The 12,275-nt window shown below is 60.1% G+C and carries 10 protein-coding genes; 4 read left to right on the forward strand and 6 right to left on the reverse strand.

The window, feature by feature from the left end:
* Window positions 1-100: 100 nt before the first annotated feature.
* A complete protein-coding gene (locus tag FX982_RS13200) occupies window positions 101-1,498 on the forward strand; it encodes an NAD-dependent succinate-semialdehyde dehydrogenase (protein ID WP_438826326.1) in 1,398 nt (465 codons plus the stop codon).
* A 117-nt stretch (window positions 1,499-1,615) separates the two neighbouring features.
* Here FX982_RS13200 and FX982_RS13205 read toward each other — a convergent pair whose 3' ends face one another.
* From FX982_RS13205 to FX982_RS13225, 5 genes are all read right to left on the reverse strand, one after another.
* Window positions 1,616-3,118, reverse strand: a complete 1,503-nt coding sequence (locus FX982_RS13205) for a M10 family metallopeptidase C-terminal domain-containing protein (RefSeq protein ID WP_172611049.1) — start codon at window positions 3,116-3,118, stop codon at window positions 1,616-1,618.
* A 282-nt stretch (window positions 3,119-3,400) separates the two neighbouring features.
* A complete protein-coding gene (locus FX982_RS13210; protein ID WP_172611051.1) occupies window positions 3,401-4,090 on the reverse strand; it encodes a type 1 glutamine amidotransferase domain-containing protein in 690 nt (229 codons plus the stop codon).
* Window positions 4,091-4,201: 111 nt separating this feature from the next.
* Window positions 4,202-4,975 (reverse strand): alpha/beta fold hydrolase, encoded by a 774-nt coding sequence (locus FX982_RS13215; protein WP_172611060.1) that lies wholly within the window; start codon window positions 4,973-4,975, stop codon window positions 4,202-4,204.
* A 218-nt stretch (window positions 4,976-5,193) separates the two neighbouring features.
* The gene (locus FX982_RS13220) at window positions 5,194-5,796 is read right to left on the reverse strand and encodes a TetR/AcrR family transcriptional regulator (protein ID WP_172611072.1); all 603 of its coding nucleotides are present in this window, start codon (window positions 5,794-5,796) and stop codon (window positions 5,194-5,196) included.
* A 141-nt stretch (window positions 5,797-5,937) separates the two neighbouring features.
* A complete protein-coding gene (locus FX982_RS13225; RefSeq protein ID WP_122623054.1) occupies window positions 5,938-7,797 on the reverse strand; it encodes an ABC transporter ATP-binding protein in 1,860 nt (619 codons plus the stop codon).
* A gap of 252 nt (window positions 7,798-8,049) precedes the next feature.
* Between FX982_RS13225 and nadA the strand changes: the two genes are divergently transcribed.
* Window positions 8,050-9,108: a quinolinate synthase NadA gene (nadA, locus tag FX982_RS13230; RefSeq protein WP_172611073.1), complete on the forward strand. Its 1,059-nt coding sequence runs from the start codon at window positions 8,050-8,052 to the stop codon at window positions 9,106-9,108.
* A 221-nt stretch (window positions 9,109-9,329) separates the two neighbouring features.
* On the opposite strand, the gene FX982_RS13235 is transcribed toward nadA, so the two are convergent.
* Window positions 9,330-10,766, reverse strand: a complete 1,437-nt coding sequence (locus tag FX982_RS13235; RefSeq protein WP_172611075.1) for a M48 family metalloprotease — start codon at window positions 10,764-10,766, stop codon at window positions 9,330-9,332.
* A gap of 146 nt (window positions 10,767-10,912) precedes the next feature.
* On the opposite strand from FX982_RS13235, the gene FX982_RS13240 reads away from it, so the two are divergent.
* Window positions 10,913-11,164 (forward strand): sulfurtransferase TusA family protein, encoded by a 252-nt coding sequence (locus tag FX982_RS13240; RefSeq protein WP_172611077.1) that lies wholly within the window; start codon window positions 10,913-10,915, stop codon window positions 11,162-11,164.
* A 37-nt stretch (window positions 11,165-11,201) separates the two neighbouring features.
* Window positions 11,202-12,272 (forward strand): AI-2E family transporter, encoded by a 1,071-nt coding sequence (locus FX982_RS13245; RefSeq protein WP_172611078.1) that lies wholly within the window; start codon window positions 11,202-11,204, stop codon window positions 12,270-12,272.
* The last annotated feature ends 3 nt before the right edge of the window (window positions 12,273-12,275 follow it).

Raw genomic sequence — 12,275 nt, forward strand, 5'->3', positions numbered from 1 at the left:
CAAGACGCCTTACTGGCTTTTTCGGGCTTGCCTAGAGTGACGGTCATCGCAGCGCACATGTGCTGCACCGACCGCCAACGAGGTAATCACGATGTCTGACCTGAGCCCGATCTCCCCCGCAAACGTCGCTACATCACGCAACCCGGCCACCGGTGAGCTGATTGCCACTTACCCCTTCCAGACGCAAACCGACGTCGAGCAATTGCTGGATGTGAATGCTGCGGCCTTTCGTTTGTGGCGTGCCACGCCGATGCGCGAGCGCGTGGCGGCCTATCGCCGTCTGGCGGACACCCTGCGTGAGCGCTCGGAATCCTTCGCTGCGCTCATCACCGCTGAAATGGGCAAGACCCTGGCGGCGGCCCGTGGAGAAGTGGAGAAGTGCGCGGCCACCATTGAGTGGATTGCCGACAACGGCCCGGGGATTCTTGCCGATGAGCCCGTCAATGTAGGCAGCGACGACGAGGTCCACGTGTCTTTCTTGCCGATCGGCACCGTGCTGGCGGTGATGCCGTGGAATTTCCCGCTGTGGCAGGTGATTCGTGCGTCCGGGCCGATCATGCTGTCGGGCAATGGCTTCATGCTCAAGCACGCGCCGAACGTCATGGGCTCGGCTTATGCGCTGCAAGAAGCGTATGAAGCAGCGGGCTTTCCGAAAGGGCTGTTCACCAACCTCATCGCTGACAACGACACCGTGGCCCGCACCATCGAAGACCCGCGCATCGCCGCCGTTACCCTGACGGGCAGCATGCGCGCAGGTTCTGCCGTGGCAGCCACGGCGGGCAAGGCGCTCAAGAAGAGCCTGCTGGAGCTGGGCGGTTCGGACGCCTTTATTGTGCTGGCTGACGCCAATATCGACCTTGCGGTGAAGGCCGCCGTCGAGGCGCGTTTCCAGAACGCCGGCCAGGTCTGTCTGGCGGCCAAGCGCTTCATTCTGGAGGCGCCGATCGCCGAGCAATTCACGCGTCAATTCGTGACAGCGGTCGGGCAGCTGAAAATTGGCGACCCGCTGGACAGCGCAATCAACGTTGGCCCGATGGCCCGCGCTGATCTGCGCGATGAGCTGGATGGTCAGGTTCAACGCACGATTGCAGCCGGCGCGACGTTGCTGCTGGGCGGGAAGAAGATCGACGGCCCCGGCAACTTCTACGCGCCCACCGTGCTGGCTGATGTGAAGCCAGGCATGGCCGCATTCGACGAAGAAACCTTCGGCCCGGTCGCCGCGATCACCATTGCCGCCAACGCCGAAGAGGCGATCGTGCTGGCGAACACCAGTGATTACGGATTGGGCGGCAGCCTGTGGACCCAGGACATCCCGCGCGCGCAACGCATCGCCCGGCGTCTTGAGACCGGCGGCGTGTTCATCAATGGTTTCCCGGCCACCAACGCGCGGATCCCGGTGGGCGGCGTCAAAAAGAGTGGTTACGGTCGCGAGCTGTCCCACTTCGGGCTGCGCGAGTTCACCAACGCCCAAGCGGTATGGGCCAAAAGCGTTGACTGAGATTCAGTGAGCGATACCAGCATGGGGAGAACCTTTGTCAGCGCCCCATGCTGCAAAAAAGCCGTCGCACCCGCGACGGCTTTTTCATGCCTGCCATATGGAAGGGCGTTTCCGGGTTCAGCCGATCGGATGCAGGTCGGCGGGGGCCAGACCCACAAGCTCGATGTGCGCAGCGTTCGGGTCGGCCACGATCAGGTTATCGGCGCTGAAATCCTTGGCGACGTTCTTGACGATACTGATCTCGAATCGGTTACCGTCAGCGTCCGCTTCGTAATCCTTGAGATAGGTGCGGTTCAGGGCGGTGTCGTAGATCACCTTGAGCGTGCCATCGGTGCCATCGCCAAGCCCTGTGTAACCCAGCGCTGAAACATCGATGCGATCCTGAGTGGCGTCGAAGTTTTTGATGAAGTCCGAATTGCCCCGGAAGCTGTCGCTCTTCTCCACGTATCGGAAGGTGTCGACCCCGGTGTTGCCCACCAACAGATCATCATCACCGCCTCCGACGAGGATGCCGCCTGCGGTCGAATTGGTGAACGTGTCACGGTGGTTATCGCCGGTCAGCGTCTGGCTGGCGCGATCTGCTGCACTGTCTCCGGCAAAGGTGAAGCGATCCATGTCCTGCAGACCGGTGAGCGGATCCCGGTCGTATTGTGTCAGGTGCACGGCGAATCGGTTGCCATCTTCATCGGCTTCAAAGGATTGGGCAATCGCGTAACCAGCTTCATTGTCGTAGCTGTAATTGAGCGTGCCGTTGTAGCCATTACCAAGGCCGGTGAACCCCAGTGCCGAAACGTCCAGCAGATCACCGTCACCGAGTCTGAAATTGTGGATGAGGTCAACGCTGGATTGGCCTGTGCCGTCGTTCACGAAGCTATCGGTGAGATGCTCGAAGACAAACGTGTTACGGGAACCGCCGCCAGACATGTCGTCCGCGCCACCTCCACCGGTCACGATGTTGCCGGAGCGGGGAACGACCAGAAAGTCGTCGCCATCGGTCCCGGTGATGACGTATTGCTTGTTGCTTAGCCCATGCTCGCGGCCATTGCTTTCTGCAGTCAGGTCGTAACGCAGGGCGAAATTTTGCGTGCCAAGCTCAGCCGCGTGATCGCCTTCCAGTCGTACTTCGAATGCCTGGCCCTGGACGTTTTTATCCAGCGAGCGAACATAGGTAATGTCCTCGTCGGCGTTGTAGGTCACTGCCAGATCGCCGTTGTGGCCATTGCCAACGCGCTCCAGCCCGAGGGCCGTCAGGTCAAGTACGTCAGTGGATTGGAAGTTTTTGATCAAGTCCGAATGGGAACCCTGTTTGTCGAAGTAGCTGTCCGTCACCGAGGTGTAGACGAACGTGTTCCCGTAGACATAGGCGGAGTGGCTGGTGATCGTATCGACGCCTGCGCCGCCGTTGTAGCGATCCTGTGCGTTGCTGAACGGATCGGGATCCCCTCCCTGACCGATGAGGATGTCGTCGCCACCGCCGCCAAAGATGAAGTCCCGCTTTGTGGTACCCGTGATGGTGTCGTTATGGGCTGTGCCGGTGTAGCTGTCATAGGTGCCATGGGGGGTCATGACAACCGCCGCATCCGCTTCACTTTGCAGTGCTGTTTTCTTTGCCTGAGCCATTATTTTTCTCGCGATAGAGGGTTTGGCACTGCCACCGCCGTCAACGGCAGATCCAGTTGCATCGGGCATCGTGAGCGTTCATCAATGCCCGTCACTGGCGTGGTAGACCCGTCGAAGCCGTGTTTGTTTGATTATTCGCCTCCCTCCAGAAACGACAAAAGCCCGACATAAAGTCGGGCCTGGGGTCGGGTTGAATCCGTTCATTACCAGTTCATGGCGGTTATCTCGGTGCAAAGGTGAAAAGCGGGGAGGGGTGCGAACACCCCTCGCGCCGGGCGGCGATCAGGCCGATTTGTTTTGCAGTGCCTTGATCAGCACGTCTGCCACAGGGCCGGAGGAAGCAGGGTTCTGGCCGGTGATCAGCAGACCATCGGTGAGGACGTACGAAGCCCAATCCGGACCTTTGGAGTAGACGCCGCCCAGTGATTTCAGCTCGTCTTCCACCAGGAAAGGCACCACATTGGTCAGGCCTACGGCTTCCTCTTCGCTGTTGGCAAAGCCGGTGACCTTTTTGCCCTTAACCAGCGGCGTGCCGTCGGCGTTCTGCACGTGGCGCAGCACGCCAGGGGCATGACATACGACGGCGACAGGCTTGTTGGCGGCGATGAACGATTCAATAAGCTGGACGGAATTTTTGTCTTCAGCCAGATCCCACAGAGGACCATGGCCGCCTGGGTAGAACACAGCGTCGAAATCTGCCTGGGACACGCTGTCCAGGCGAACGGTGTTGGCGAGCAGGGCTTTGGCGGTTTCGTCTTTCTCGAAACGACGGGTCAGGTCGGTCTGGAAGTCAGGCTCGTTGCTCTTCGGGTCCAGCGGAGGTTGCCCGCCCTGTGGCGAAGCCAGAACGATTTCGGCGTTGATGTCGCTGAACGCATAGTAGGGCGCTGCCAGCTCTTCCAGCCAGAAGCCGGTAGGGCGGCCGGTGTTGCCGAGGGTGTCATGGGAAGTCAGAACCATAAGAACTTTCATCGGTTATTTCCTTTTCGATTTAGGTATGCGACTGCCGAGCAGCAGCCAAAAGGTAAAGCATCATTCACTTGGATTAATAGACTAGTCGTCTAGTTCAACGGTAATTCGAAATCACTTGGCAGCTTTTATGATCAAGTCAGCCACGGCCTTGGGATAGGCCAGCATCGCAACGTGGCTTGAAGGGACCTCGATGGAGTCGGCGTGCAGGCGCTTCACCTGATCGCGCTGCAATTGTGGCGAGATGATCTGGTCGTTTGTGGCGACCACCGCAAAGGAGGGCACCTTGTGCCAGGCAGCGTGGGGGATGGGCTGGCTCAGCGCTTTGATGTTCAGCGCACCTTGGGTGGCGGCGACAAGTTTCTGTTCGGCGCGGGGCAGATCAGGGGCGAAGAATTTGGCGACGCCTTCGTCGCTGACTTTCACGTAGCCATCTGCGTCTTTCACGAAGGAGGCCTGGCCGGGCATGTCGGGATAGCCTTTCACGGCATCGAACACTGACTGGCCATCATCCGGGGCGTAAGCGGCGACGTACACCAGCGAGCGGACTTTGTCGTTGACGCCAGCGTCGGTGATGACTGCGCCTGCCCAGGAATGGCCCACGAGAACCACCGGACCCTGCGCAGCGGCAATGGCGCGCTTGGTGACAGCGACATCGCCGTCCAGGGAGTCCAACGGGTTCTGCACCGCCACCACATTCAGACCGGCTTTTTCCAGCAGCGGAATCACTTTGTTCCAGGAAGAGCCGTCGGCGAAAGCGCCGTGTACCAGCACTACTGTCTTGGCGGTCAGCGGAGTGGCAGGGCGATCTTGGGCTGACGCGAATCCAGCGGCTGCAAGCAGTGTCACGGCAGTGGCGAGAGCGGTGATCGTTGTTCTGGTTTTCATCACGTCAGTCCTTGTGGCGGCGGGTTAATGTGGGTACACCTTAACTCTGAGTAGACCAGTCGTCTATAGTTATTTTCAAATTATTTCAGAGGGCCTTTTTTTCGAGGTGCTCAGTCGTGGGGGGGCGTCGACGATACAAAGCCGGTCAGGAGAGACCGGCGGGCGCTATGCAGATTTGAAACGAAGCCAAAGAGAACGGCGGGACACTGGGGGGCTGATCAGTTAAGGCGCAGGATCGTGCGCGTGGTGGCCATGGCCGTCTCGAAGGGCGCGAGGCTTCTTTCGATCTTGACCATCACGCTGGCACCGACCCACAGCTGGTACAGGCTTTGCGCAACAGCGTAAGGGTTGTCGCAGGCGGGCAGCGAGCCGTCGGCAACGCCAGCCTCGATCGCGCTGCCAAGGCGGTCAGTAATCCCGGACGTTCCGCGCTTGAGGACGGCACGCATGGTCTCCGACAGATCGGCCACTTCAACGCCAAGCTTCACGGCCAGGCATTTGCCCTGGCATTCCTGGAACGACTGCGTGTCTTGCCAGACCCGCCAGTAATTCATCAGGCGCTCGCCCATGGGCAGCCCGGGCTCGCCGAGGATGCGATCGATATCAGCGAGGTAGTCGTCGAAATAGTGTTCGAGCAACGCCTCGCCGAAGGCATCCTTGGAGCCGAAGTAATGATAGAAGGAGCCTTTCGGCACGCCCGCGGCGGCAAGAATTTCGTTCAGGCCTACGCCGGAATACCCCTTTGCGGCCATGATGCGTTGGCCGACGTCGAGGATTCCTTGACGGACATCAGATGAACCACGTGTTTGAGGAGTATTCATGGCTCGGAGAATACATCCTAGTAAGTCGGTCTACTAGCTGATTCTGATGAGCGATGATGTTCTGTGTCGGCGGGGGCGACCTCCAACGACGGCGTTGCCCGAGAGCCGTCGTTGGACGCAGTTCTATCGCGAGCGTGCCCGCTATACCTGATCCACCGCTTCTGGCACGCCCTGATCTTCCCCCAGAAACCCGCCGCTCTGGTGATGCCACAGCCGCGCGTATGTGCCGTTCTTGTTGAGCAGTTCAGCGTGGGTGCCCTGTTCGATGATGCGCCCGTCGTCCATCACGATGAGCCGGTCCATGGCCGCAATGGTCGACAGCCGGTGAGCAATGGCGATCACGGTCTTGCCCTTCATCATTTCGTCGAGGCTTTCCTGAATGGCCACTTCGACTTCCGAATCCAGCGCGCTGGTGGCTTCGTCCAGCAACAGGATCGGCGCGTTCTTCAGCATCACGCGCGCAATGGCAACCCGTTGGCGCTGGCCGCCCGACAGCTTGATGCCGCGCTCACCGACCAGCGTGTCGTAGCCGCTGTGACCATGCTTGTCGCTGAGCTGGGCGATGAAGCCATCTGCTTGAGCGTTAGCCGCAGCGGTGTGGATTTCCTCATCGGTGGCATCAGGTCGGCCATACGCGATGTTGTCGCGAATGGACCGATGCAGCAGCGACGTATCTTGCGTGACCATGCCGATGGCGCTGCGCAGGCTGTCCTGCGTGACCTGCCTGATGTTCTGCCCATCAATGCGAATCTCGCCGCTGTCCACGTCATAGAAGCGCAACAGCAGATTGATCAGCGTGGATTTGCCGGCACCTGAGCGGCCGACCAGCCCGATCTTCTCGCCCGGCCGGATCGCCAGGTTCAAACCGTCCAGCACCTGACGCTCGCCGTTGTAATTGAAGCTGACGTTGTCGAAGGTTACCGCGCCGCCGTTGCTCTTCAACACCGCTGCATCTGGCGCGTCCTGCACTTTGGGGCCCTGAGTCAGCGTCGCCATGCCGTCCTGCACCGTGCCGATGTTCTCGAACAACGACGTCATCTGCCACATGATCCAGTGGGACATGCCGTTGATCCGCAGCGCCATGGCGGTAATTGCCGCCACCGCGCCGGTGCCCACATCGCCCTGATGCCACAGCCACAGGGCATAACCGCCCGCGCCCAGAATCAACGCCACCACCAGCGCCTGATTGACGATCTCGAACTGGCTCACCAGACGCATCTGGCGAAAGCCGGTCTGCTTGAAGTCCTCCATCGCCGCGCGGGCAAACTGCGCTTCGCGTTTGGAGTGGGAGAACAGCTTCACCGTGGTGATGTTGGTGTAGGCATCGGAAATTCGCCCGGTCATCGACGACCGCGCGTTGGCCTGCTCCTGACCGACTTTGCCCAGGCGCGGCACGAAATACAGCATGGCCAGGCCGAACAACACGATCCAGGCAAGGAACGGTAGCATCAGCTTCAAGGCGAATCCGCCGGCCAGCGCGATGATGGCGATGAAATAAACGCCGATGCCAGGCGCGATTTCAATCAGGGTGAACAGCACGTCCCGCACCGCCAGCGCGGTCTGCATGACCTTGGTGGTGACTCGGCCGGAAAATTCATCGGAAAAGAACGACAGGCTTTGCCGCAGCATCAGGCGGTGAAAGTCCCAGCGCAGTCGCAGCGGCAGGTTGATCGCCAGCACCTGGTGCTGAACCATCGTGCGCAAGGCCACCAGCCCGACGCTGATCACCAGCACAATGCCGATGCCCCACAGCGCCCTACTTTCCTCACCCGCAGTGGCGCCGCCGTCCTTCCAGGTCGACAGCAGATCGACCACTTGGCCGAGGAACGAAAAAAGCCAGGCTTCGTAGAGCGACACACAGGCGCTGAGCACTGCAAGGGCGAGAATGTAACCACGCGCTCCCCGGGTGCAGGCCCACAGAAACCGAACCAGCCCCACAGGCGGCGGGGGTGCTTCGTCGGGTGGGAAGGGGTCGAGTCGTCGTTCAAATACGCTCAGCATGAGGGGCTCCAAAACTGTCCATTGACGCAGATTCTGCCATTGAATGGCGGGCTTGAGGGTTTCGGTGCTTTTTTGGGTGACTCGTTCCAACCATTACGTGCGCTTTTTCGCGTTGTCCCAGGGTTGAGGTATTGGCGCCTGCGTTAATTCAGTGGGACCGCCGGTAAGTGATCGCTCAACAGATCCCGTGCTAACTTCCCGGCCGTTTTCTTATCATGCTGACTCTCCGTCCGCGCATTCAGGTCTATCGACATGACACACATTTCTGAACGCCTCCTGGTCCAAGCGCACCTGGACGCCAAACAGCCCAAAATCCTGAGTGCGGACGAGGAAGCGGAGTACCGCCGCTTGATCGCCGCCGAGCTTAAGGCTCAGGACGCTGTGCTGGTGGCGCACTACTACTGCGATCCGGTGATTCAGGCGCTGGCGGAAGAAACCGGCGGTTGCGTCTCGGACTCTCTAGAGATGGCGCGTTTCGGCAAAAACCATCCGGCGAAAACCGTGCTGGTCGCCGGGGTGCGTTTCATGGGCGAAACCGCAAAAATTCTGACCCCCGAAAAACGCATCCTGATGCCGACCCTCGAAGCGACCTGCTCACTGGACCTCGGTTGCCCGGTCGATGAGTTTGCTACGTTCTGCGATCAGCATCCCGAGCGCACCGTGGTGGTTTACGCCAACACCTCCGCCGCCGTAAAAGCCCGTGCCGACTGGGTGGTGACGTCCAGTTGCGCGCTGGAGATCGTCGAGAGCCTGATGGACAACGGCGAGAAGATCATCTGGGCGCCCGACAAGCATCTGGGCCGTTACATCCAGCGCGAAACCGGCGCCGACATGCTGTTGTGGGACGGCGCCTGCATCGTGCACGAGGAGTTTAAATCCCGGCAGTTGGAGGACATGAAGGCCTTGTACCCGGATGCGGCCATTCTGGTGCACCCGGAATCGCCCGAGTCGGTCATTGATCTGGCGGACGCGGTGGGCTCGACTAGCCAGCTGATCAAGGCGGCGCAGACGCTGCCGAACACCACCTTCATCGTCGCTACCGATCGCGGCATCTTCTACAAGATGCAGCAGCTGTGCCCGGACAAGGTCTTCATCGAAGCGCCCACGGCCGGCAATGGCGCCGCCTGCCGCAGTTGTGCCCATTGCCCGTGGATGGCGATGAACACCCTGGCGCGCACGCTTCAGTGTTTGCGCGAAGGCATCAATGAGATCTTCGTCGACCCGGCTGTCATTCCTCACGCCGTTCGGCCGTTGCAGCGCATGCTCGACTTTACCCAGGCGGCACGCATGAAAAGCTCGGGTAATGCTTGAGTAACAGCCGCAAGCTTCAAGCTTCAAGCTTCAAGCTTCAAGCTTCAAGCTTCAAGCGAAAAGCGAAAAGCGAAAAGCGAAAAGCGAAAAGCGAAAAGCGAAAAGCGAAAAGCGAAAAGCGAAAAGCGAAAAGCGAAAAGCGAAAAGCGAAAAGCGAAAAGCGAAAAGCCAACTCGCCGCATTTCAGCTTGCAGCTTATAGCTTGCCGCTCGTAGCTCGCTTCAGTTCATCATGTCCTTCACCGCCCGTTCCTGGGCGATGATCTCCTGCTGCCGCGCGTCGATGCGTGAGGCCAGCTGGAAGTTGTTGTTCGCCCGGCGCTTGGCGAATTCAAGCTGCTGAATCGCCTGCTTGAAATCGCCCATCAGCGCGAAGTATTCCGCACGGGCCTGGTGCAGGCCGATGGTGTTGCCCGACAGACCGCGGGTGTCAGCCACCTGGTTCCATATGTCCGGATCGTCCGGGCGGCTCTTCAGCAAAATTTCCAGAGACTTCAGCGCCTCGGGCGCCTTGGACTGCTTGAGCAAGACATCGACTTTCGCCTGATTGAGCGGGTAGTTGTCGGGGTACAGGTTCAGCATTCGGTCCACCCGCTGCTGAGCATCGGGCAGGCGGTTGTTGGAGATGTCCAGATTCACGGCAGCGAGGTTATAGGCAATGTTGTCCGGCGCCTTGTCGAGCAAAGGCTTCAGCGTCTCGCGCCCTTCATTCAGTTGCCCCGCTTTGGTCTGGGCCAGTGCCAGGCCGTAGCGAGCCGCGTCGTTTTTCGGGTTCTCGGCCAGTTGCGCGCGGAAACGCTTGGCGGCCATGCCGGGGGTTTCTTCGTAAATCAGCACAGTGCGCGCGCGCATCAGCTGATACGTGGGGCTGTCTTCCTTGCCGCCGGGTTTGGCTTGCTCGGCGCGGTTGCGGGTATCGGCGATACGGGACTCGGTCACCGGGTGGCTCATCAGGAATTCCGGCGGCTTGGCGTCGTAGCGATATTGGCGCGCCAAACGCTCGAACATGGTCGGCATATTGCGCGGGTCGTAGCCGGCCTTTTCCAGATTGAGGATGCCGATGCGGTCTGCTTCTGCTTCGTTTTGCCGGGAGAATCGGGCCTGCTCCTGAATTGCAGCGGCCTGGGTGCTGGCAATGGCGGCGATTCCCGCATCGCCTGCACCCGCTGCCGCCATGACAATACCGGCGAGCATCGCCGCCATCACCGGCACTTGCATGCGCTGTTGCGCCTGCACGCCCCTGGCGAAGTGCCGTTGCGACAAGTGAGCCAGTTCGTGGGCGAGGACCGCGGCGTATTCGCCTTCAGTCTCCGCGTGGAGGAACAGCCCGCCGTTGACCCCGATGATCCCGCCGGGCGCTGCGAAGGCGTTGATCTCTGGCGTGTTGATCAGGATGAATTCGAGCCTGCGGTCCTGCACCTGGCTGGTTTCGGCGAGCCGATAAACTGAAGACTCGACGTAGTCCTTGAGCAGTGGGTCGGACAGCTGCGCCACTTCAGAACGCAACAGCCCGAGCCAGGCGCGCCCCAGGTCGTGTTCTTGCTGGGGAGAAACGATGGATGAACTCGCGTCGCCGAGGGAGGGCAGGTCATCTTCTGCAAAGCTCGGCGCTGCCAGCAGGCAGGCGAGGGTCAGCAGCGTGGGGCGCAAAAAATTCATGCACGAAACTCTGGGGCAGAAAGGCGTCACTGTAGCTGGCTCAATGGCTTGCTGACCAGAGTGGGGTATTCTGGAAAACTTGTGAGAATGTTCTTCCGCCCGTTTGCTTTTGTGCGAGGGCGGATGTGTCTATCCGGAGAGAAACGATGTCTGACGCTGTAGGACACCCCGCTACCTGCGATGCAGAGCTCGACGCCAGCGGTCTCAACTGCCCGCTTCCCTTGCTCAAGGCCAAGATGGAACTCAACCGTCTGGCCAGCGGCGCGGTCCTCAAAGTGACGGCCACCGATGCCGGTTCGCAGCGCGACTTCCGTACATTCGCAAAACTGGCCGGGCATGTGCTGCTGCATGAAGAAGACGCTGACGGCATTTATCGGTATTGGCTGCGCAAGGCCTGAGCGTTTCTGACCCCTCGCAACCCCTTTAGGATTCTTGATGTTCAAAGTGCTTCGCGACTGGATACAGCGCTACTTTTCCGATGAGGAAGCGGTGGTGCTGGCAGTGCTGTTGGTTCTCGGATTTACCGTTGTGCTCACCCTCGGCGGCATGCTCGCGCCGGTGTTGGCCGGGTTGGTGCTCGCTTTTCTGATGCAGGGGCTGGTCAATCTGCTTGAACGCCTGCGGGTGCCGGAAGGTGGCGCAGTGGGGCTGGTCTTCGCTTTATCCATGGGGGCGCTGGCGCTGTTTCTGCTGGTGCTCGTGCCTTTGCTGTGGCGCCAGCTCATTACCTTGTTCAACGAATTGCCTGGGATGCTCGCCAAATGGCAGTCGTTGCTGTTGCTGCTGCCGGAGCGCTACCCGCATCTGGTGTCGGACGAGCAGGTCTTGCAGGCAATAGAAGTGGCTCGCGGTGAGGTCGGAAAGTTCGGGCAATGGGCACTGACGTTTTCCCTGTCCAGCTTGCCGCTGTTGGTCAACATGATGATCTACCTGGTGCTGGTGCCGATCCTGGTGTTCTTCTTCCTCAAGGACCGTCGGATGATCAGCCGCTGGGCGAGGGGCTATCTGCCCCGCGAACGCACGCTGATTACCCATGTGGCCGAGGAAATGAACCGGCAGATCGCCAACTACATTCGCGGCAAGGTCATCGAGATCTTCATCTGTGGCGGGGTGACCTACATCGCCTTCGTGACCATGGGCCTGAATTATTCGGCGTTGCTGGCGATGCTGGTGGGGATTTCAGTGGTAGTACCCTATGTGGGCGCTGTGGTGGTGACGGTGCCGGTGGCGTTCATCGCGCTGTTCCAGTGGGGCTGGAGCGATCAGTTCATCTATCTGATGGCGGTCTACGGCATCATCCAGACCCTGGACGGCAATGTGCTGGTGCCGCTGCTGTTCTCCCAGACCGTGAGCCTGCACCCGGTGGCGATCATCTGCGCCGTGCTGTTGTTCGGCGGGCTGTGGGGTTTCTGGGGGATTTTCTTTGCGATCCCGCTGGCGACCCTGTTCAAGGCCGTGCTGGATGCGTGGCCACGGAATGAGCCGACGGTGGCGCCGTTGTTATAGGCG

The sequence above is a fragment of the Pseudomonas graminis genome (assembly GCF_013201545.1).
In the GTDB taxonomy this organism is placed as follows: Bacteria; Pseudomonadota; Gammaproteobacteria; order Pseudomonadales; family Pseudomonadaceae; genus Aquipseudomonas.

Bases quoted from the DNA above. Each gene is read 5' to 3' on its own strand.
- FX982_RS13245 (WP_172611078.1), top strand. From the start codon at position 11,202: ATGTTCAAAGTGCTTCGCGACTGGATACAGCGCTACTTTTCCGATGAG.
- FX982_RS13205 (WP_172611049.1), bottom strand. From the start codon at position 3,118: ATGGCTCAGGCAAAGAAAACAGCACTGCAAAGTGAAGCGGATGCGGCG.
- FX982_RS13220 (WP_172611072.1), bottom strand. From the start codon at position 5,796: ATGAATACTCCTCAAACACGTGGTTCATCTGATGTCCGTCAAGGAATC.
- FX982_RS13225 (WP_122623054.1), bottom strand. From the start codon at position 7,797: ATGCTGAGCGTATTTGAACGACGACTCGACCCCTTCCCACCCGACGAA.
- FX982_RS13240 (WP_172611077.1), top strand. From the start codon at position 10,913: ATGTCTGACGCTGTAGGACACCCCGCTACCTGCGATGCAGAGCTCGAC.
- FX982_RS13215 (WP_172611060.1), bottom strand. From the start codon at position 4,975: ATGAAAACCAGAACAACGATCACCGCTCTCGCCACTGCCGTGACACTG.
- nadA (WP_172611073.1), top strand. From the start codon at position 8,050: ATGACACACATTTCTGAACGCCTCCTGGTCCAAGCGCACCTGGACGCC.
- FX982_RS13235 (WP_172611075.1), bottom strand. From the start codon at position 10,766: ATGAATTTTTTGCGCCCCACGCTGCTGACCCTCGCCTGCCTGCTGGCA.
- FX982_RS13210 (WP_172611051.1), bottom strand. From the start codon at position 4,090: ATGAAAGTTCTTATGGTTCTGACTTCCCATGACACCCTCGGCAACACC.